16 protein-coding genes are annotated in these 20,388 nt (G+C 71.3%); 9 read left to right on the forward strand and 7 right to left on the reverse strand.

Annotation, left to right across the window (positions count from 1 at the left end):
* Nucleotides 1-148 (reverse strand): nuclease-related domain-containing protein (locus CWIS_RS19795; protein ID WP_369796443.1); only part of this gene is annotated, 148 nt, incomplete at its 3' end.
* A gap of 373 nt (nt 149-521) precedes the next feature.
* Between CWIS_RS19795 and CWIS_RS00805 the strand changes: the two genes are divergently transcribed.
* The 4 genes from CWIS_RS00805 (at nt 522) to CWIS_RS00825 (ending at nt 6,706) form a co-directional block, all read left to right on the forward strand.
* Nucleotides 522-1,013: a hypothetical protein gene (locus CWIS_RS00805; RefSeq protein ID WP_156186503.1), complete on the forward strand. Its 492-nt coding sequence runs from the start codon at nt 522-524 to the stop codon at nt 1,011-1,013.
* Between the two features lie 18 nt (nt 1,014-1,031).
* A complete protein-coding gene (locus CWIS_RS17350) occupies nt 1,032-4,295 on the forward strand; it encodes an McrB family protein (protein WP_082156114.1) in 3,264 nt (1,087 codons plus the stop codon).
* Nucleotides 4,267-5,478, forward strand: a complete 1,212-nt coding sequence (locus tag CWIS_RS00820; protein WP_048341375.1) for an McrC family protein — start codon at nt 4,267-4,269, stop codon at nt 5,476-5,478. Before CWIS_RS17350 ends, CWIS_RS00820 begins: the two co-directional genes overlap by 29 nt.
* Nucleotides 5,479-6,178: 700 nt before the next feature.
* Nucleotides 6,179-6,706 carry a hypothetical protein gene (locus CWIS_RS00825; RefSeq protein WP_048341322.1) on the forward strand — a complete coding sequence of 176 codons (528 nt, stop codon included), beginning with the start codon at nt 6,179-6,181 and terminating at the stop codon, nt 6,704-6,706.
* A 252-nt stretch (nt 6,707-6,958) separates the two neighbouring features.
* Here the strand turns inward: CWIS_RS00825 and pdxH are convergent, their stop codons facing one another.
* Together pdxH and CWIS_RS00840 are read right to left on the reverse strand one after the other, a co-directional pair.
* Nucleotides 6,959-7,627 (reverse strand): pyridoxamine 5'-phosphate oxidase, encoded by a 669-nt coding sequence (gene pdxH / locus CWIS_RS00835; RefSeq protein WP_231583620.1) that lies wholly within the window; start codon nt 7,625-7,627, stop codon nt 6,959-6,961.
* 15 nt (nt 7,628-7,642) lie between these two features.
* Complete coding sequence (locus CWIS_RS00840) at nt 7,643-8,128, reverse strand: MarR family winged helix-turn-helix transcriptional regulator (RefSeq protein WP_048341325.1); 486 nt, start codon at nt 8,126-8,128, stop codon at nt 7,643-7,645.
* Between the two features lie 88 nt (nt 8,129-8,216).
* On the opposite strand from CWIS_RS00840, the gene CWIS_RS00845 reads away from it, so the two are divergent.
* Complete coding sequence (locus tag CWIS_RS00845) at nt 8,217-9,098, forward strand: alpha/beta fold hydrolase (protein WP_048341326.1); 882 nt, start codon at nt 8,217-8,219, stop codon at nt 9,096-9,098.
* Between the two features lie 171 nt (nt 9,099-9,269).
* Here the strand turns inward: CWIS_RS00845 and CWIS_RS00850 are convergent, their stop codons facing one another.
* Nucleotides 9,270-11,003, reverse strand: a complete 1,734-nt coding sequence (locus tag CWIS_RS00850; protein ID WP_082156116.1) for a cellulose binding domain-containing protein — start codon at nt 11,001-11,003, stop codon at nt 9,270-9,272.
* Between the two features lie 286 nt (nt 11,004-11,289).
* Between CWIS_RS00850 and CWIS_RS00855 the strand changes: the two genes are divergently transcribed.
* Nucleotides 11,290-12,399, forward strand: coding sequence for an RICIN domain-containing protein (locus CWIS_RS00855; protein ID WP_231583621.1), 1,110 nt, complete (start codon nt 11,290-11,292; stop codon nt 12,397-12,399).
* Between the two features lie 324 nt (nt 12,400-12,723).
* Nucleotides 12,724-14,496: a hypothetical protein gene (locus CWIS_RS00860; RefSeq protein ID WP_048341328.1), complete on the forward strand. Its 1,773-nt coding sequence runs from the start codon at nt 12,724-12,726 to the stop codon at nt 14,494-14,496.
* A gap of 114 nt (nt 14,497-14,610) precedes the next feature.
* Here CWIS_RS00860 and CWIS_RS00865 read toward each other — a convergent pair whose 3' ends face one another.
* On the reverse strand, nt 14,611-15,573 hold the full coding sequence (locus CWIS_RS00865; protein WP_048341329.1) for a YafY family protein: 963 nt from the start codon (nt 15,571-15,573) through the stop codon (nt 14,611-14,613).
* A 64-nt stretch (nt 15,574-15,637) separates the two neighbouring features.
* On the opposite strand from CWIS_RS00865, the gene CWIS_RS00870 reads away from it, so the two are divergent.
* Nucleotides 15,638-16,774: an epoxide hydrolase family protein gene (locus CWIS_RS00870; RefSeq protein ID WP_048341330.1), complete on the forward strand. Its 1,137-nt coding sequence runs from the start codon at nt 15,638-15,640 to the stop codon at nt 16,772-16,774.
* A gap of 138 nt (nt 16,775-16,912) precedes the next feature.
* Here CWIS_RS00870 and CWIS_RS00875 read toward each other — a convergent pair whose 3' ends face one another.
* Nucleotides 16,913-17,428, reverse strand: coding sequence for a GNAT family N-acetyltransferase (locus CWIS_RS00875; RefSeq protein WP_048341331.1), 516 nt, complete (start codon nt 17,426-17,428; stop codon nt 16,913-16,915).
* Between the two features lie 70 nt (nt 17,429-17,498).
* Nucleotides 17,499-18,368 carry an AraC family transcriptional regulator gene (locus CWIS_RS00880; RefSeq protein WP_048341332.1) on the reverse strand — a complete coding sequence of 290 codons (870 nt, stop codon included), beginning with the start codon at nt 18,366-18,368 and terminating at the stop codon, nt 17,499-17,501.
* Between the two features lie 354 nt (nt 18,369-18,722).
* Here CWIS_RS00880 and CWIS_RS00885 point away from each other — a divergent pair, with 354 nt between their 5' ends.
* On the forward strand, nt 18,723-20,351 hold the full coding sequence (locus CWIS_RS00885; protein WP_231583622.1) for a ricin-type beta-trefoil lectin domain protein: 1,629 nt from the start codon (nt 18,723-18,725) through the stop codon (nt 20,349-20,351).
* Nucleotides 20,352-20,388: the final 37 nt, after the last annotated feature.

Below are 20,388 nucleotides of genomic sequence, written 5' to 3' on the forward strand. Positions count from 1 at the left end.
CCGTGATGGTCCCGTGCCACCCCTTGAGCTCGACGCAGAACAGACCCACAGGCGTCGGGAGAAGCGCGTCGACTTCCGCTGTCTGGTTGTTCGAGTCGACGAACGTGCGGTTCCCCCACACGGTCGTCCGGCCGTCGTGGGGAAGGATCTCTCGAAGCGCCTCGAGAGGGCCGCCTCCTCAGGCGTCGCGGGGCTCCGTCGCCATTCAGTGGGGCGAGTCGGCCTTCATCCCTGTCCGCAGCCCGCCTTGCCATCGACTCGAGCCGCGCGCCACTCGCGCATCACCGGGAGCCTAGTCAGCGGCCGACGCCCCACCGCGGACCAAATCGGACAGCAGCCCGTGAGACGCAGGCACGGTGGCGCCCTCCGGTCGCCTCCTCGGTTCTATCGGTAGGGAGCGCGGCCGGCTCAACGCCTCTTCACGTGGCTGAAATCGCCACGATCTCGGCGGGTCGCTGCCGATGGTCTGCATGGTCGGCGCCACGATGTGCGCTACCGCTTCTTCCAGTACCGGAGGCCTGATGCCTGCGCTGCTCGTCCATCCGTCACTCGGCAAGCACGACGGACAGATCAACGCTGCCAGGTCCCTCCTGCGCGCCGTCGCGCTGAGCTCCCCGGCTGCCCGCCACCTCACGGACGACGAGCGCAGGCACCTGGAGCGTCGGTACGGCGACGAGGCCCACTTCTGGGGGACGTACCGCCACAACCTCACGAAGTACTCGAGGGTGAGTGAGGGAGACCCGGTTCTCTTCACCGGCGGGGGCCGGATCTGGGCGACCGGAAGAATCGGGTTCCAGTTCCAGAACCGCGGCTTCGCGCAGCAGATCTGGACGAGCCACCCCGAAAAGGGCGTGTTCGAGTACGTGTACTCGGTGACCGCCTTGGAGCTCGTGAGCATCGACTATGCGGTCGTCAACGCCGCGCTCGACCTCAAGCCGAGCAACCACTTCCAGGCGATGGCGTCGTACGAGGGCGCGAAGGCCGCAGCGGTCATCGAAGCGCTCGGCCTCTAGGGACGTCGGAAGGTGGCCATGGACAGAGAGGAACCGTCGCACACTGCCCCGGCTGCGGGCGTGCGGGCCGAGCTCGAGCAGGTGATCGCCGCCGACCAGACTCGCCTAGGTGAGGTGTACCGCGGGCTCCAGCGCGGTCTCACGGCTGACGAGATCGCCGCAGAGCTCCGGGTGACGACGTCGAACTTCGTCTTCAACTACCGGGCTGTCGCCGACAGCTTCCTCACCGGAACGGTGCCGAGCAGCCCTCACATCGCGGCGCAGGCCGCCGGCCGGTGCCGCTCCATCCTCAAGCGCGGCCAGATGTCTCCGGATGCCAACGACTACCTGGCAGAGCTCGAAGAGCGGCTCCGGCGCAAGGCCTCCACCATCCATCGCCCTTCGGGCGAGACACCGTCGCCGGATGACTCTCGGCCCGGCCCGCTCACGCCCCTGACGCAGCCAGACATCGTGGCCGTCGAGGATGCCGCGGCTCAGGTGCTCCACGCCGGCCTCGTCCAAGGCGACTCGGCCTTCGCCCCTGGCCGACAGGTGTGGACGTCCGAGCATCTTGCGGAGCTGCAGCGCGCGTTCGTCGACCAGCCGGACGTGTCCGGCAGCTCGTTCGAGGCGAAGCTCGTCAAGCAGCTCGATCCGGTGTCGGACGGCGCGGTGCAGCTGTTCGCGGAGATCTTCTACCTCAACGTTCTCCCGCTTGCCGACTACAGAGGGGCTACCAAGCGCCGCCTGCTCGAGAGGGTGCTGTCGATGTCGAGCACCCCGGTGACGGTGCCGGCCGACCTCGCGGACGCTCTCGACGGCGGCGTGTTCAACGGGGGCGTCGCGTTCAAGACTCGCCGGTTCCAGCAGCTGTCGCTCCTCATCGCGTTCGCTGCGCACTTCCGGTCGCTGGACCCGGCACGGCAGCAGTCGGCGTTCACCGAGCCTGAGCGGTTCGCGTCGGAGCTCACGGCTGTCACGGAGCATCGGGAGCCGGCGCAGCGGTACGCGCTGAAGTACCTCGCGTGGCCGAGCTACTACCTGCCGATCGTCAACGGCGAGCACCGCCGGGCGATCCGAACCGCGTTCGCCGACCGGATCGGTGGAGCGAGCGCCGACATCGACGCCGACCTGAGGCAGATCTACGACGCGCTGTCGCTCGAACAGGGCGGCCCGGTCGACCTGTACGACGAGCCGTGGCACAGCATGTGGGACCCCAGGGCTCGCAGGTCCTCCGCGTGGGACGAGTTCATGGCGTGGGCGGCCCGGTTCGCTCGCGACGTGGACCTCGACCGCGAGGAGCGCACCTACAAGCTGGAGACGGCGGAACGTCTCGCAACAGCGTTGCGACAGCTCGGGGCTGGTGACGACGCGTGGGTGACGTCGCTTCGCGCGGCGCTGAACGTCAACCTCGTCGACACGTTCTTCCGCATGGCGCTGTTCAACGACCTGCGCGACCACGCAGACGAGGTGGGTGCGGCGATCCTGAGCCTCATGGGCCCCGGGCCGCGCGGAGACGCGCTCGACGCGTTCCACCAGGACCTCAAGGCGATCTCCGGCCGCAACACCTACACGACCGGGAACGCGACGTCGCTCGGCTCGCTGCTGCTGATGGCGACGGACGTCGCCGAGTACCCGCCCTACCGTCCGACCCCGGTGACGAAGGCTCTCGAGCTCACCGGACAGCAGCCGCCGGCGGCTGCGCCGAGCGCGCGGTTCGAGGCGTTGCTGAACCTGTGCGACGAGGTGCTGGAGAGGGCGGGCGGCGTCGGCATCGAGTTGCGCGACCGACTGGACGCGCAGGGCCTGATCTGGACGACCGTGAGCCACGACGCCCTGGCGGAGTGGTCCGACGAGGAACGGGCGGCGCTCGACGCGTGGCGTGGCGGCAAGCCGCAGCCCGAGACACCGGCCGTGCGTGGCGCGTGGCTGGTCCGCAACCGGGACGGGGTCGAGTCGTGGCGGCGCGACGGAGTCGTCGCGTTCGACGCGGGCGCGGTGCGCGAGCTCGAGCCGGGCTCGACCGTCGACGAGCTGCGCACCATCGTCGACGAGGACCTGGCGTCATTGCCCTACACGGCGCGTGCTCGTCGTGTCGACGTCCTGCACACGCTGCTGGACCGCATGCACCCCGGCGATCTGGTGGTCACGCTCGTCGACCGCGCAGTCCTGGTCGGGACGATCACCGGTGAGGCGACGTCGCGCCGACAGGGTTTCGGCACCCTCGTCGAGCGACCCGCGCAATGGGCGGTCCAGCGCGACGCGAGTCGAGTCTCGTCGGCGCTCGCGGCGACCCTGCAGAGCCCCGACGACGTGGTCGACCTGACGGCGCACCTGGCGGAGCTCGACGCCCTCCTCACCGCACAGACCGAGATCCCGGCGACTCCGACGCTCCGGCTCGTCCCGCCGGACGAGGCGCTGGCACGTGAGCTGCACATCGACCTGTCATGGCTGCGGGAGTGCACCGAGGTGCTCGCGGAGAAGAAGCAGCTGGTCTTCTACGGTCCGCCCGGAACGGGCAAGACCTTCCTCGCCAAGCGGCTCGCGACGCACCTGGCCGGCGACCGCTCCCGGGTGCGGCTGGTCCAGTTCCACCCCGCCTACTCCTACGAGGACTTCTTCGAGGGGTACCGGCCCACGCCGGACGGCGGGTTCTCGCTGCAGGCGGGCCCGTTCCGCAAGATCGTCGACCAGGCTCGTCAGGACCCGGGCACCGCGTACTTCCTCGTCATCGACGAGATCAACCGCGGCAACCTCGCGAAGGTGTTCGGCGAGCTGTACTTCCTGCTGGAGTACCGAGACGAGCAGATCGACCTGCTGTACGGCAGTGAAGACGGACCTGGCTTCACGCTGCCCGGCAATGTGTTCCTCATCGGCACGATGAACACCGCCGACCGTTCCATCGCCCTGGTCGACACTGCGATGCGGCGTCGGTTCGCGTTCATCGAGCTGCACCCCTCGTCCGAACCAGTCTCCGGGTTGCTGCGCCGCTGGCTGCGGGCCAACCACCACCACGACGAGGCGGCCGCGCTGCTCGACGTGCTCAACGCGCGGATCGGTGACCCCGAAGCGGCCGTCGGACCGGCCTACTTCATGAAACCGGGCGGCCAGACGAGCGAGGGCATCGCACGGGTCTGGCGGACCGCGATCCTCCCGCTCCTCGAGGAACGCCACTACGGCGACGGCACGGACGTCCACCAGCGGTACGCCCTGGCCGAGATCCGTGCGGAGGTTCGTCGAGCGTCCGCCGGCCCGCTCGACGACGAGGACGACGATGCCCTCGGTGCACCTGTCGCTGACTGAGGGCGGCCCGAGCGAGACCAGGGACCTCGACGACGCGGTGGTCGAGGCGCTCGTCGCGACCGAGGTGATCACAGCCAGGCGCACGTCGGTGCCCGGACGTTGGGATGTGTTCCCGGCGAACCGCGTCGGAGTCGTCACCGCCGGCGACGTGCAGGTGAGTGTGGCCCCGAAGGTCCTGATCGACCGCATCGTCTTCATGCTCGGTTACGCCCGTGACCCCGCGTACTGGCGGGACACCGACGTCGAGCTCGACTCGCGTTCCGATCTTCCTGAGGCACTCGCCCACGCGCTCCTCCGCCACGCGCGTTCTGCGATGTGGCGCGGGATCCTGCAGGGCTACCGCCAGGTCGACGAGACGACGACGGTGCTACGCGGCCGCATCCGCGACGCCGACCAGATCCGCCGCTGGTTCGGCCGCCTCGTCCCTCTCGAGGTCACGTACGACGACTACACAGTGGACATCGCCGAGAACCAGGTGATCCTCAGCGCGACGCTCCGGCTCCTGCGCGCGCCCGGCCTGGCCCGGGCGACCCGCCGCGGGCTCCAGCAGCTACGCGTCCTGCTTTCCGAGGTGTCCCCGCTCAGCGGCGGTGCGCCGCTACCGACGTGGACGATCACGCGCCTCAACCAGCGGTACGCGCCTGCCTTGGCCGTCGCCGAGCTCGTCCTGCGCTCGACGTCGTTCGACCAGCAACGCGGGGACCTGCGGGTCAGCGGGTTCCTGGTGTCGATGCCCGGCATCTTCGAGGACTTCGTCTGCACCACGCTCGGTGCCGTCCTCGAGCGTTCCGGTGGCCGGTCCCACGCGCAGTGGCGCACCCACCTCGACACCGCGGGTGCCGTTCCCATCCGCCCCGACCTGATCTGGGAGCGCGGCGGGGTCCCCCGCATCGTCGTCGATGCGAAGTACAAGGCCGAGAAGCCCTCCGGCTACCCGCAAGCCGACCTGTACCAGCTCCTCGCCTACTGCACCGCGCTCGACCTGACCGACGGCCACCTGGTCTACGCCCGCGGTGAGGAGCAGGCATGCGTGCATGAGATCCGCAACTCCCCGATCCGCATCCACTGCCACACCCTCGACCTGAACGCAGCCCCACGCGACCTCCTGGTGCAGGTCGATCACATCGGCGCCCGACTCGCTGCACTGACGAGCACCACGCGCCGGACCCGCAGCGTGGGCTGACGTTCTGCACTCCGCGCCGCGCGCGCCTACGGGGGCGGCGTGCTGACGAACCGCCCCGCACCGCACGCGCGGTTCACGCCCGTGCTGATCGTCGCCGACCTCCCGCGCCGCGGTCGCCGGCCAACCTGCCGGATGAGCGGCTCGTGCCGGTGCTGCGTGCCATCCAGGGCGCGCGATCGGTCACCGCGACAGCACGAGCCATCTGGACCATGCCGGGTCACCTCGTGTCAGCCAGCGCGCTGACAACGTCCACTGCAGATCTCGTGGCCAACGCACGCCTGTCCGTCGTGTGCTCCACGTTCAACTTCCAGGCCACCTCCGGGCTGTGGCGCGCCTTGAGCGACACAGCCTCCCGGCCGGAGCTCTCCGTCAGGGTCTACATCGACGCCGGCGCATCGGCTGCCCCGAAGACCGGCCCCGATGCGAAGGCCACCGCGACACAACTGTTTCCTGCGAGCCGGCTGGAACTTCTGGCGGCAACGGCGGTCGGCGAGAGGCGCAGGCTGCAAGCCACGGCTATTGCCCCAAGGCACAGTTCGATGAGGGCCGAGGCACTCCTCTTGGGCGACCACCCTCAGCGAGTCACGACGGCCACGGCCACCGCGCGCGGTGCAGGTTCCGGTCGCTCCGCGAAGTGCGACCGTCGAGAAAGCCCGTCCGCACTTGCCGCACGGGTAGCCCGGACGACACAGTGCAGCCCATGACAAGCTCGACAATCGAGATGATCTCCGCCGTGAGTTCGCTCGTGGCTGGCGTTGCAGCCGCGGGCGCGGTGTTCTACGCAGCGAAACAGGTCGGCGCCGCGACCCGCGACCGCCGCGAACAGCGCGCTCGTGAGGTCGACGGTGTGAGCGTCGCCTGGCTTCCTCTCGAGGCTCCTGATCACCCGGACGGCGACGGCCTGGCCTCGTGGCTCTACGAGTTTCGAATCGACAATCCCGCCGGTCTTCCGATCGACGACGTCAGGGCGACAGTGCATTTCCCCGTGCCCGTGCGCCGCATCCGCTACAGCGGCCACGTCGAGGGCGAGACGACGAGCCTGCAGCTCACCACCCCTGTCATCGCCGCCCACGGACATCGAGTGTGGACGCGACGCCTGCTCCTCCGTTTCGATGCGGACGACACTCTGGAGAAGACGCGCGCGGAGGTGACGTTCTCGACGGTCTCCGGGGAGCGTCATGTGAACCACTGGCCGAAGCACCGCGCATCCGCGGGCACAGCCGAGTGATCACGAGGGAGCGAGCCTCGCGGCCGTGCAGGAGCAGAGACAGCTCGAGCTCCCGGCCGACGACGGCGACGGGCTCGACATCAGTGTCGACGTCGACGGTCAGGGCTGGTGGGCGGTCGTCGCTGCGACGCGCGGCGCGGACCCGAAGCGGACGTTGACCTGCACGGCCGTCCCCGACTCCGGTCCTCTCGGAGCCCGAGCAGCGTCGTGGTCGGTAGCGGAGGGATAGACGACGATCGCGGCGGGCCGCGCTCAGGGCTGGCGGCGGTGGAGCGTCCACGCGTCGGCCGTGTCGAGATCCCCGTCGGCCACGCGGGTGAAGACGAGCCGGTCGTGCAGCCGGTCGCGTCGGCCCGCCCACAGCTCGACCTCGTCGCACGCGATCCGCCAGCCGCCCCACCCGTCGGGGACCGGGACGTCGTCGGGAGACCCGGTGTCCGGGTAGAGCGCGGCGTACCGCTCGTAGGCGGCGACCAGCGTCGCCCGGTCCGCGACCGGCTGCGACTGGTCCGAGGCCCACGCGCTGATCCGCGACCCCCAGGGTCGCGTCGCGAAGTAGGCGGCGATCTCGTCGCGGCCCACAGGGACCGCCCGCCCACGGAACCGGACCGCGCGGTACATCGCCGGCCACGTGAGTGATGCGGCGACCGACCCTGTGGCGACGATCTCCCGGCTCTTGGCGGACCCCAGGTCGGTGACGAAGCCGGGCCCGCGCTCGTCGAGGAACCGCATGAGCACGGTGCGGACGTTCGCGTGCCCGTCGGAGTCGACCGTCGCGACGGACAGCGCGGTGGGCTCGACGACGTCCCCGCGCTCGGCCTGACGCGCCTGCGCGTCGGCCACCCACGCCCGGACCTGCCGCAACGGTGTCGGCGCCACGCCGTCCTCGCTCAGCCCCTCACCCGCGTACTCGCTGCGCACGCCGCCCTCCTTCACTCACTCGTGCTCGATCGCGACCGCGTCCTGGCCGACCCAGCCGGGCGCGTCCGGGTCCACCGCGGAGTTCCCGACGAGCGTCGCCAGGCTCGCCTCGAGGCGCGCGAGCTCCGCGGCGCCCAGCTTCTCCTCCCACCGGGCGCGCAGGTCCTCGAAGACCGCTTCGCCCTCGCGCAGGACGTCGAGCCCGCGCGCGGTGACCTGGAGCCGGTTGCGTCGCGCGTCGGACGGGTCCGGTTCGCTCGACACGTAGCCGCGCGCGACGAGCACCGCGACGGTCTTCGCTGCCGCCTGCTTGGAGACGGACAGACGTCGTGCGACGTCGGACGCGCTGTCGGCGCCGGCGATGATCGCGCGCATCGCGAACTCGTGGGTCGGGCGGAAGTCGTCGTAGCCGCGGGCGGCGAGCTCGGCCATCGCGCCGTCCACGAGCGTGCGGAAGCCGCCGAGCAGCAGCAGGGCGAGGTCAGCGCCGGACCGGGACATGACGACGAGCCTAGACACCCCGATGGACATGGACAACTAAGTTGTCTACTGTGATGGACAACCTAGTTGTCTATTTGAGGAGTCGACGATGAGCACCACGCAGGCGACCATCCCCGCCGTCGCGCACCACACCGCGCGGATCAACGGTGTGCAGCTCCACTACGTCACCGCGGGGGCCACCGGGTCGCCCCTCCTGCTCGTGCACGGCTTCCCGGAGACCTGGTGGACGTTCCACAAGGTCATCCCGCTGCTCGCACGGACCCACCGGGTCGTCGCCGTCGACCTGCGCGGCTTCGGCGACTCCAGCACCGCCGAGGACGACCACGACAGCACGACCGCCGCGGAGGACCTGCACGGGCTCATCGAGCACCTCGGCTGGGGGCCAGTACACGTGAGCGCGCAGGACATCGGCGGAGGGGCCGTGTTCCGGCTCGTGGCCGCGCACCCGCAGGACGTCCTGAGCCTCACGGCGATCGAGATGGGCCTGGCCGGGTTCGGCCTGGAAGGGCTGGCCGACGTCACGCACGGCGGCTCCTGGCACATCGGCGCCCTGACGACGGCCGGCATCCCAGAGCTGCTGTTCGCCGGCCGCGAGCGCGAGCTGCTCGGCCAGTGGGCCTTCCCGAGCCTGACCGCCGTCGCCGGGTCCGTCACCGACGCCGACGTCGACGAGTTCGCCCGCACGTACGCCCGGCCCGGCGGCTGGCGCGGAGCCGTCGGCCTCTACCGCTCGATGCTCTCCGAGGGCGACGACCTCAGGACCCTGGCGGAGTCGAGGCCGCTGACCGTGCCCGTGCTCGCCGTCGGCGCCGGCGGCGGGCCGTTCACCTCCGCGACGCTCGGTCAGGTCACGGCGGATGAGGTCACCGCGGTCCAGCTCGACGGCGTCGGTCACTACGCCGCGCTGGAGGCTCCCGATGCGCTCGCGGCGGCGATCCTCGACTTCACCAGCTCCGTCGACGCGCCCTGACCCCGGGGGCGCGGCTGCCCGGCTCGCCACAGGCGCTCGTCGGGCGGACTCCCGCGACGACGACGACAACGACAACGACGACGACGACGACGACGACGACGACGGTGCCCCACGCCAGCTCGGTGTGGGGCACCGCCGTCGGACGGTCGCGTCCGCCGGACGCTCAAGGGCTCAGAGCGTGATGACGACGGTCGAGATGCTCCGGGCGGGGACGTCGACCGTCACCTGGCTGCCGTTGACGCTCGTGGTCCGCGCCGCGCGGCTCGAGTACTGCGACGTCATCGTCTGGAGCGCGGACCTGACGCCCTGCGGCGCCTGGATGACGGCGCCGTTCACCGCGCTCGTCGAGCGGTTGAGCATGACGAGCGTGATCTTGCCGTCGCCCTCGTAGGCCGTGACCTCGAGCGGGGACGCCTTCGAGCTCTTCGTCAGGCCGACCCGCTGGTAGCCCGGGCGGACGTACTTGGCGTACTGCGAGAAGGCCCAGCCGCGCTTGAGGACGGCGCCGCCGGTGGTGCCGAACGCCGACTCACCGTCGCCGATGAACGAGTAGTAGCGCCGCCCGTACCACCAGACGTACGCGCTCCAGCTGGACTGCATCGACCGGTCCACGGTGTACATGACCTTGTCGAGGGTCTCGTTCCAGGCGGCGGCGTTCGACGGGTCGCCCCAGATGTTCGAGCCGTTGCCGTCGGCCTGGTGGTAGTTCCACTCCGTCATCCACTGGTTCTTGCCGTACTGCGCGGCGAGCGGGTACGGCGCGAGGTTCGGCCCGTTCTCCTGGCCGTAGATGTGGCCGCCGACGTACCCGATGTTGTTGCGGGCCGCGGCGTCGTTGAGCGTCGGGTCGCTGTAGGACCGGTTGAACCCGAGCGACTCGGCCACCATCAGCTTCGTGTTCTGCACCTTGGCGCCCTGGTCGCGCACGAAGGTACGCATCTGCTCCCCGGTCCAGGCCATCGAGTCGTAGTCGGGGTGCCAGTCGGGCTCGTTCTGCACCGACGTCACGTCGATCGTGACGCCCTGGTTACGCATGTACTGCACGTAGCTGTTCAGGTGGTTGGCGTAGTCGTCGTAGTAGTCGGACTTGAGCGACCCGCCGCCGGTGCGGCTGTTGTTCGTCTTCCACGCCGCGGGCGCGGTCCACGGCGAGGCCAGGATCTTCACGTTCGAGCCGTACGACTTCGCCGTCTTGAGCGCGCTGACCTGCGTGCCCCACTCGCTCGACACCGGCGAGATGCCCGTGCGCACGATGGACAGGCCCAGCTGGTTGTCCCCCATCCCGACGAGCGTCTGGGTGTCGGCCGTCGACCACGCGCCTCCCCAGATCGACACGGCGGCACCGAAGCCGTCGATCGTCTGGTACTTGGTGCCGGTGTTGACGGTCAGGTCAGCCGGGGAGGTCGGCGGCGGCGTCTGCGTGGCGGAGGGCGTGGGGGTCGGCGTCGGGGTGGGCGTCGGTGTCGGCGTCGGAGTGCCGGTGGTCGACCCCGTGCACGTGGTCCCGTTGAGCGTGAACGCGGTGGGGGCCGGGTTGGAGCCGCCGTAGCTGCCGTTGAAGCCGATCTCCGCCGCTGCGCCGGTGCCCAGTGAGCCGTTGTACGACGCGTTCCTCGCGGACACCACGGCGCCGCTCTGGGTGAGCGTGGTGTTCCACGCCTGGGTCACGGTCTGACCCGCGGGGAAGGTCCAGGAGAGCAGCCAGCTGCTGAGCGGGTCACCGAGGTTCGTGACCTTGACGTTGGCCGTGAACCCGCCGTTCCACTGCGAGGGGACGACGTAGTCCACCCGGCAGCCGGTCGCAGCGGTCGCCGCGGGCGCCACCGCGACCGTCCCCCCGGTGATCAGCGTCGCCACCGCCAGAGCCGCGGGCCAGATCCGGCGCCGCCATTGAGTTCCTCGCATGATTCGTCCGATCGCCGTTGGTCGTTCGACGCGCGCCGACGGTCCCCGTGGGCAGTCGGCGGACTGGGCCGGAAGTCACCGGTCGGCGTGACTCTGGCGGGCGGGATCGACCTTGTCCAGCGGCCCTGCCCCTAACCGTTTGGGCCGATCGCAGGCCCCCCGAGCCCCGTGCAACAGTGGGGATTTCCCGCCCTGTGAGCGCTCACATCGGAGGCAAGACATGCACCGACTCGGCCGACGGCTGCTGCTCGCCGTCACCCTCTGCGTCGCACTGGCCGGAGGCGTCGTGGCGCAGTCCGCGCCCGCCACCGCCGAGAGCAACGGGGGCACGCGCGTGATGCCCCTGGGCGACTCCATCACGGAGGGCTACCCCGGTGGGGGCGGCTACCGCGTCGGGCTGTGGCAGCGCCTGGCGCAGAACGGCTACACCACCGACTTCGTCGGGTCGGCCTTCAACGGCCCGGCCAGCCTGTGGGACCACGACCACGAGGGGCACGGAGGCTGGCGGATCGACCAGATCGACGCCAACGTCGTGAACTGGGTGCGCACCTACCAGCCGCGCACCGTGCTGCTGCACATCGGCACCAACGACATCACCCAGAACCGCGACCTGGCGAACGCACCCGCCCGGCTCGCGTCCGTCGTCGACAAGATCACGAGCACCTCCCCGCAGACCGACGTCTTCGTCGCGACCCTGATCCCGGTGTCGTTCGCCGACTCGCAGGTCCGGGCCTACAACTCCGCCATCCCCGGCATCGTGTCGAGCAGGGCAGCCGCCGGGAAGAAGGTCCACCTCGTCGACATGTACCGGGCGCTGACCACCGCCGACTTGGGCGACGGCGTTCACCCCAACGCGACGGGCTACGACAAGATGGCCGCCGCCTGGTTCACCGCGCTGCGCGCCGTGCCGGGAAGCATCGGGAACCCCAGCGGCGGCTCCGACCCGGGCCAGGGCTCCGGTCCCGTGGACACCTCCGCCTGGTACGCGCTCGTCAACCGCAACAGCGGCAAAGCCCTCGACGTCTACAACCTGTCCACCGCGGACGGCGCGCGCATCACCCAGTGGTCGCGCAACAACGGCAACCAGCAGCAGTGGCAGTTCGTCAACGCCGGCAACGGCTACTACAAGGTGAAGTCGCGGCTGTCGGGCAAGGTCCTCGACGTGTCCGCGAGGTCCACCGCCGACGGCGCGGCGATCATCCAGTGGAGCGACAACAACGCCGCCAACCAGCAGTTCAGCCTCCAGACGATCGACGGGTACGTCCAGCTGATCGCCCGCAACAGCGGCAAGGCCGTCGAGGTGCAGGGCGCGTCCACGGCAGACGGCGCGAACATCGTCCAGTACTCCGACTGGAACGGCGCCAACCAGCAGTGGCAGCTCGTCAAGACGGGCTGAGACAGGCGGGCTGGGACCCGGGGGCACCCGCACCATGCCGGTAGGCCCGACGAGGACCCGCGCCGACGACGCCGGATGTTGGGGCATTGGTCCCTTTCGTCCGGACCGTCGCCGTGGGTGAGCACCCACGCGCGCGTCCCGAGCAGGGTGAAGTCACCGCTCTGAGTTGTGCCGCTCGGCGACCGCGGTCTACCCCGGGGTCAAGGGGCAGCGAGAGTCGAGGCGCCGCCTCGCTCTGCCCAGGAGGAGCGCGACATGGCGACCTCGCGAGGAGGACGGCACACCAGAGCGGCTCGGAGGGGAGCTGGATGGTGGTCGGTCTCGGTGCTCGGTCTCGCCGCGCTCGGGCTGGTCGCCGCATCGCCCGCCGCCGCGACGGGACGAGGCCACGTCGTCAGCCTGTCCGCGCCCACGCGCGTCGTCGCGGGTGTCCCGTTCGACGTCACCGTCCGGCTCCGCCCCACCGGCCGGGACACCGGGCCGTACGTCGGCACGGTGAGCTTCTCGACCGACGACCGGCAGGTGCGCGCGCTGCCGCCGGACTACACGTTCACGCGGGCGGACGGCGGGGTGCACACGTTCACCGGCGTGACGCTCGTCGGGACGGGCCACCACCGGCTCACGGTCCGCGACACCCGCAGCCACCGGCTGCAGGACGCGGACCGCATCACGGTCGCGAACGCCGGGGCTGCGATCGAGGGGCAGGTGCTCGCGAACTTCGACCCCGTGCTCGGCGCCACCGTCACGGTGTACGACGCGGTCACGGGAAGAGCCCTGAAGTCCGGACCGGCGAACGTCGACGACAACCACTACCGGATCACGGGACTGCCGGCGGGAAAGGTCAAGGTCGGCGCGGTCGCGCCCGGCCCGTACGCGCCCGACTTCGCGAACGACCGGGACACCCTCGAGCAGGCGAACGTCTTCACGCTGCTCCCCGGCCGGACGTTGACGCAGAGCTGGGACGAGCCCTTCGGCCCGTACCTGGATCTCGAGCGCCTCTACCCGGAGAGCTCCGTGCGCATCGGTGACGACGGGGTCGTCGTCCCGACCGCCGTGAACGACCGTGGCCAGGTCGTCGGCTACCACTACGGCGACGTGGCGAACGAGGACCGGACGCCGTTCATCTGGCAGGAGGGAGTGACGACGGACCTCGAGGGCGACTGGCAGCCATGCGCCCTCAACAACGCGGGCGAGATCGTCGGGGACCCCGCGTACCACTGGCAGGACGGCACGCTGACCGTCCTCGCGACGAACTCGTCCGTGCACCGCATCACCGAGAACGGCTGGACGGGCGGGACCCGCTACGACACGGACGGCGACCGCATCGGGCCCGAGACGGCCTACGTGTGGCGGGCCGGCGTCAGGACGGACCTCGTCGTCAGCCCGGTGATCACCCGGCTCGCAAGCATCGGCGGACGGGGCTGCGGCATCGAGAGCCACAGCACGCTGCGGTTCCAGGACGTCAACGACCAGGGCACGTTCCTGGGACTCGGTGTCACTCGCGAGGGTGTCGAGGTGGGCTTCGTCGTCGAACGGGGACGCGCACGCGTGCTGCGCGACGCGACCGGTGCCATGTGGGGCCTCGACCTCAACGACGCCGGGCAGGTCGCAGGCGCGGTCCAGCGCCACGGCACGGCACCCCGGGCGGCGATCTGGACGAACGGGCGGATCACTCAGGTGCACGTCCCAGGGCTGCGCGCCGACGAGTCGTCCTGGGCGACGGCGATCAACGAGCGCGGCGAGGCCGTGGTCGTCACCGGGTCGCACCTCTCGGAGTGGCCGCTCGGCCGCACGTACCTGTGGCAGCGCGGGAAGCTCACGCTCGTCGGCCCGAAGGGGCTGCAGACCTTCGCCAACCAGGTCAACGACGCCGGGCAGGTGGCGGGGGTCGCCCTGCTGGACCCCGCTGAGGGGACGCGCCAGGCGTTCGTGTGGCAGCCGGGCGACCTGCTGATGCTCGGCCAGGGCGGCGAGGGTGTCGCGAAGGTCGTCGACCTGAGCGAGCGCGGGCACGTCCTCGCGCTGGCCTACCGGTCGGTCGCGGGTGCCGACACCCCCTATGCCCTCACGTGGCGGATGCCGCCGAAGCCACGCTGACCCCCTGCCGATCCGCTCCGCCCGGCGCCCCCTCATGCCCACGCCGGTCGGAGCCGCGAGCTGGAGTCGGACCGCGGAGCACAGGAACGAGTCGCGCGTCGGCGTCGATGCAGGTCACCGCGCCGGGGTGACTCGAGCTGCGCGGTGCATTCTCGTCGCGAGGCGGTCGAACGCCTGCGCCAGCTCGTCGCCGTCGAGAACCTCGATGTCCGCGCCGAGCTGGGTCAGCCACAGCGCGAGCCGGTCCGGGTCGTCTGCGCCGAGCTCGAACCGGCATGCGGACCCGTCGATCTCCTCGATGTCGAGGGAGATCGGGAGCGTGGCCCTGACCGTGGCCGCGGGGGCGTGGACCAGGACCTGCGCGCGGTACGCCCACGCCGCCTTGCTGACGCGCGCGACGACGAGCGCGACGGCCTCGTCCTCGCCGATCGACCGCGGCCGGAACCGGGCGCCCGTGGGTGGGCGGGGCGTCATGCGGTCGACGCGGAAGACGCGCCAGTCGTCCCGGTCGAGGTCCCAGGCGAGCAGGTACCAGAGCGGGCCCCAGGCGACGAGCCGTTGCGGCTCGGTGTGGCGGGCGGCGGCCCGGCCGTGACGCGTGGTGTAGCCGAACCGGAGACGCTCACGGCCACGGATGGCGGCGGCCACCGTGCCGAGCACCGACAGGTCGAGCGGGGGGCCCGCCGCCGGGACGGCGCTCGTGGAGTCGCGGACCGCCTCGACGCGGCGGCGCAGCCGTGAAGGCAGGACCTGCTCGAGCTTCGCGAGGGCCGTGAGCGACGTCTCCGCCATGGCGAGCCCGCGGCCGGCTGCGGCACCGAGCGCGACCGCGACGGCGACCGTCTCGTCGTCGTCCAGCAGGAGCGGCGGCATCGCCGTCCCCGCGACCAACCGGTACCCGCCGGCCACGCCGGGACGCGCGTCCACCGGGTAGCCCAGCGAGCGCAGCTTGGTGACGTCGGCCCGCACGGTCCTCGTGCTGACGTCCAGGCGTGCGGCGAGCTCGGCGCTCGTCCAGTCGCGCTTGGCCTGCAGCAACGAGAGCATGCGGAGCAGTCGCGCCGAGGTCTCCACCATGGCCGCGATCCTGGCACCGATCGCGGAAGGAAGTCCGCCGCATCGCCTGGGAGCGTCTCGTTCCATGACCAAGAACGCACTGATCCCGTTCCGCATCGACATCCCGCAGGCCGAGGTCGACGACCTTCGCCAGCGCCTGGCGCGCACCCGCTGGCCCGACCCCGTGCCGGGCCGCGACGACCGCTCCGACTTCAGCCGCGGCATCCCGCTCACCTACCTCCGGGAGCTCGCCGAGTACTGGCAGCACGAGTTCGACTGGCGCGCGCAGGAGGCACGGCTCAACGAGCACGAGCACCTGACGACGGTCGTCGACGGCCAGACCTTCCACGTCCTGCACGCGCGTTCGACGAACCCCGACGCGACGCCGCTCGTGCTCAACCACGGCTGGCCCGGCTCGTTCGTGGAGTACCAGCGCCTGATCCCCTTGCTCACCGGCGACTTCCACGTGGTGGTGCCGTCGCTGCCCGGCTTCGGCTTCTCGACGCCGCTGTCGGGCACCGGCTGGGAGCTGGCGCGCACCGCGGAGGCCTACGCCCAGGTCATGACGCGGCTGGGCTACGACAGGTTCGCGGTCCACGGCACCGACATCGGCTCGGGCACCACCAGCCTGCTCGCGGCACGCCACCCCGAGCGGGTCATCGGCACGCACGTCGGCTGCGACCGGCGGTTGCTCGCGATGGTCGGGCACCAGTTCCCCGTGCCCGACGGGTTGTCCGACGACGAGGTCGCCGCGCTCGAGGCCGTACGCGCCGGGCTCGTCGGCGAGCGCGGCTACCTCGAGCTGCAGAACCACCGTCCCGACACGATCGGGCCGGCGCTCACCGACTCCCCCGTGGGCCAGCTCGCCTGGATCGCCGAGAAGTTCAGCCCTCGCGGCGGCGCCCGGCTGCCCGACGAGGCGGTCGACCGCGACCAGCTCCTGACGAACGTCAGCCTGTACTGGTTCACCCGCAGCGGGGCGTCGAGCGCCCAGCTCTACTACGAGGCGGAGCACTCGACGATCGACTACTTCGCCTTCGCCCCCACGGTGCCGTCCGGGTGGGCCGTGTTCGACACCCATCCGCTCATGCGCCGCGCGCTGGACCCGTGGGGTGCGGCGGCGCACTGGAGCGAGTTCGACGAGGGCGGCCACTTCCCCGCGATGGACGCGACGGAGCTGCTCGCCGACGACCTGCGCACCTTCGTCCGCAGCCTCTCGTGACCCGGCGCCCGGGCCGGCCGCGCGGAGACCTCTTCGCTGCGGCCGGTCCGGGCCGCGGTGCCACCCTGGCTGCAGGTCGAGTCGAGCGGGTCGCGACCGAGCGACCGGCTGGACAGGGCGGGCGCGCAGGACCGCCTTTCAGAACTGCCGGACCGTGGCCGGGCTGTGGCCGTGGACGGACTCGGCCACCACCGCGCCCGTCTCGTGAAACCCGAGCTTCTCGAGCACCCGGCGCGACGCCACGTTCCAGTCCCACACGGTCGCCCACAGCCGGGGGTAGCCCGCCTCGCGCGCCCAGGCGACCACCGCTCCGCCCGCCTCGGTGGCGTAGCCACGGCCGTGCGCAGACCGCAGCAGCTCGAAGGCCAGCTCCCGCTCGTCGGGAGACGCACTCCCGGAGCCGGTCAGGCCGCAGTACCCGATCACCTCGGCCGTGTCCCTGCGGTGGACAGCGAGGAGCCCCGGCTCCTCCTTGAGCCGCCCGGCGATCTCCGCCACCGTTGGCCGACCCTCGGCGTCGATCCTCCGGTGCTGCGGCACCCGCAGGTCCCTCTCCGTCCACAGCCGGCGGTAGGTCGCGGCCTCGTCGACCTGTCGGGGCCGCAGCACGAGGCGCTCGGTCTCGAGGGTGCCCAGCCTGCGGATCGCCGCCATACGGCGATGGTGTCACCACGAGGCCGCGACGCCGAGAGGTGACTCGACCCCGCCACGGTCAGGCGGCGGCTCAGCTCGGCTCGACCGGTAGCCAGAGCTCGACCGTGGCGGTGCTGAAGTCGTCGGCGCGGTCGACAACCGCGACGATCTCCGGCCCGGGCCGCAGGCGCCAGGGGTTCGACGGGAACCACTCGGTCGCCGTCGCGGCCCACAGGGTCTGCAGCGCGTCCGGGTAGGGACCGGACGCTCGGAAGACCGCCCACGCGCCGGCCTCGACCGGCAGGACGTCCAGGTCGTCGGGGGCCGTGCCGGCGTCGGCGACCGCGACGCCGTGCAGGTAGGTGAGCTCGGAGCCCTCGCGGCGGTCCGGGTCCAGGTCGGCGCTCACGGCGAGCAGACCGTGCGGCTCGGTGTCGCCCAGCGCCTTGAGCCGCTGGTGCTCCTGCGGCGCGAGCGACGACACGTGCAGCGCGATGGCCGGGTTGACGCCCTGGTGCACGAGCGGGACGCGGGTGGCGTGGCCGGCCAGGTGGAAGGCGGGTCGGGTGACGAGGCGGACGTCCATGGGAGCTGCTCCTTCGACGGTCAGGCGGAACCTGAGACAGGGCTGGGTGCGGAAGGGGCCACCGTCGCGACGGGCCTGACCGGGGCTCACGCCGTGCACCGCCTGGAACGCCCGGCCGAACGCCTCGGCGGACCCGTAGCCGTAGCGCACGGCGAGGGTCAGCAGGTCGTCGGACCCGGCGACAAGGTCCGCCGCGGCCGCCGTCATCCGCCGACGCCGCACGTACTCCGACAACGGCATCCCGGCGAGCGCCGAGAACATCCGCCGCAGGTGGTACTCGGTGGTCCCGAGCCGGGCGGCGAGCCGGTCGACGCGCAGGTCCTCGGTGAGGTCGTCCTCGACGAGGTCCACGAGCTGGTTGAGCCAGGTGATCACGGTGCTCCCTTCCGACGACCACTGTCGCCGCGTGCGCACGCCTGGGACCCGATCATCGCGGTTCGTCCCGATCAGTCGCGCGCCGCGGCCGACGAGTGACGCGCGGCCCTCTGCGACGAACGCTGCGTCGGCAGCCCGACGACGCGGCCCGACGGACCGGGGCCGGCTAACTGTTTCGGACGCTGTCCCGGCGGTTGCCCGCCGACGGAGTGCTGCCCACGATGGCGAGCGATGTGAGCGCTCATATGAGCCGCCCGGACGGCTCGTCCACCTCCACCGCACAAGGGAGTGCCGCTCGTGAGAACTTCTCGTCGTCTTCGCTGGTGCACCGCGCTGGTCACGTCCGCACTGACGGTGTCCGCCCTCACCCTCGGCTCGGGCGCGCAGGCGGCTCAGCCGACGGCCGCGCTCGCCGCCGCGGGCGCGCCGACCGTCGAGGAGCCGGCGCCGTTGCCGCCGCTGGGCTGGAACAGCTGGAACACGTTCTACTGCACCATCGACGAGCAGATGGTCCGGCAGACCGCGGACGCGATGGTGAGCTCGGGGATGGCGGCGGCCGGGTACCAGTACGTCGTCGTCGACGACTGCTGGATGCAGGACACGCGCGACGCGAACGGCAACCTGCGGGCGCGCACCGACCGGTTCCCGTCGGGCATGAAGGCGCTCGGCGACTACATCCACGGCAAGGGGCTGAAGTTCGGGATCTACCACGCGCCACGCGAGAAGACCTGCAACCAGTACTTCGCGAACCTGCCGGGCACGTCGTCGTACGGGCGTGAGGTGCAGGACGCGAACCTGTTCGCGTCCTGGGGCGTCGACTACGTCAAGCACGACTGGTGCGACCCGCGTGGCAACGTGAGCGAGCAGGCCGCCGTGTTCAAGCGGTTCGGCGACGCGCTCAAGGCCACCGGGCGCCCGATCGTGTACTCGATCAACCCGAACAGCGCGCACTCCAACACCGCCCCGACGTACTCGGGCTGGGGCGCGTTCTCGGACCTGTGGCGTACGTCGGAGGACCTGTCGGCCTCCTGGTCGACGGGCTGCTCCCCGTCGGCCGACTGCTTCGTCGGCATCACCGAGGCCCTCGACATCGTCGAGCCCATGCGTGAGTGGACCAAGGCGGGCCAGTACAACGACCCCGACATGCTGATGGTCGGCGTGCGCAACGCCCTCAGCCTCACCGAGAACCGCGCGCACATGAGCATGTGGGCGATGCTCAGCGCACCGCTCATCGCGGGCAACGACCTGCGGAACATGAGCGCGGACGTCCGCGGCATCCTCACCCACCCGGACGTCCTCGCGATCGACCAGGACCCGCTGGTGCGACAGGCCGATCGGGTGCGCGACGACGGTGACGCCGAGGTCTGGGCGAAGCCGCTCGCGGACGGCTCGGTGGCCGTCGCGCTGCTCAACCGCGGCAACGGCACCAGGCAGATCTCGACGACTCTCAGCCAGGTCGGGCTCGGCTCCGGGACCTACCAGTACCGCGAGGTCTGGACGGGCGCGACGGGTGCGACGACGAGCCAGCTCTCCGCGCAGGTCGCCCCGCACGGCGTCGCCCTGTTCCGGGTGAGCGCCGGTGGCACCACCCCGCCGCCGCCGACCGGCTCCGCACTGGTCAGCGCGTCGTCGGGACGGTGCCTCGACGTGCCGGGCAGCGCGACGACGAACGGCACGGGCCTGGTCATCTGGGACTGCCACTCGGCGGCCAACCAGACGTGGACCGCCGGCTCCGACGGCACGCTGCGCTCGCTGGGCAGATGCCTCGACGCGCCCCCGAGCGCCACCGCCGGCACGCGCGTGCAGCTGTGGGACTGCAACGGCGGCACCAACCAGCAGTGGACGTTCCAGAGCAACGGCACCATCCGCGGCGCGCGGTCGGGCCTGTGCCTGGACGTGGACCGCAACCTCACCGCGAACAGCACCGCGGTGCTGCTGTGGACGTGCACGGGGTCGACGAACCAGGTCTGGTCACGCCGGTGAGGCGGGCTCAGCCAGGCGTCGGTCGTCGGGGCGAGGG

It is taken from the genome of Cellulomonas sp. A375-1 (genome assembly GCF_001040865.1).
Lineage (GTDB): Bacteria > Actinomycetota > Actinomycetes > Actinomycetales > Cellulomonadaceae > Cellulomonas > Cellulomonas gelida.

Coding starts and splice junctions, on each gene's coding strand:
- CWIS_RS00805 (WP_156186503.1), top strand. CDS start 522: ATGCCTGCGCTGCTCGTCCATCCGTCACTCGGCAAGCACGACGGACAG.
- CWIS_RS00875 (WP_048341331.1), bottom strand. CDS start 17,428: ATGGCGGCGATCCGCAGGCTGGGCACCCTCGAGACCGAGCGCCTCGTG.
- CWIS_RS00850 (WP_082156116.1), bottom strand. CDS start 11,003: ATGCGAGGAACTCAATGGCGGCGCCGGATCTGGCCCGCGGCTCTGGCG.
- CWIS_RS00870 (WP_048341330.1), top strand. CDS start 15,638: ATGACCAAGAACGCACTGATCCCGTTCCGCATCGACATCCCGCAGGCC.
- CWIS_RS17350 (WP_082156114.1), top strand. CDS start 1,032: ATGGACAGAGAGGAACCGTCGCACACTGCCCCGGCTGCGGGCGTGCGG.
- CWIS_RS00845 (WP_048341326.1), top strand. CDS start 8,217: ATGAGCACCACGCAGGCGACCATCCCCGCCGTCGCGCACCACACCGCG.
- CWIS_RS00820 (WP_048341375.1), top strand. CDS start 4,267: ATGCCCTCGGTGCACCTGTCGCTGACTGAGGGCGGCCCGAGCGAGACC.
- CWIS_RS00840 (WP_048341325.1), bottom strand. CDS start 8,128: ATGTCCCGGTCCGGCGCTGACCTCGCCCTGCTGCTGCTCGGCGGCTTC.
- CWIS_RS00865 (WP_048341329.1), bottom strand. CDS start 15,573: ATGGTGGAGACCTCGGCGCGACTGCTCCGCATGCTCTCGTTGCTGCAG.
- CWIS_RS00825 (WP_048341322.1), top strand. CDS start 6,179: ATGACAAGCTCGACAATCGAGATGATCTCCGCCGTGAGTTCGCTCGTG.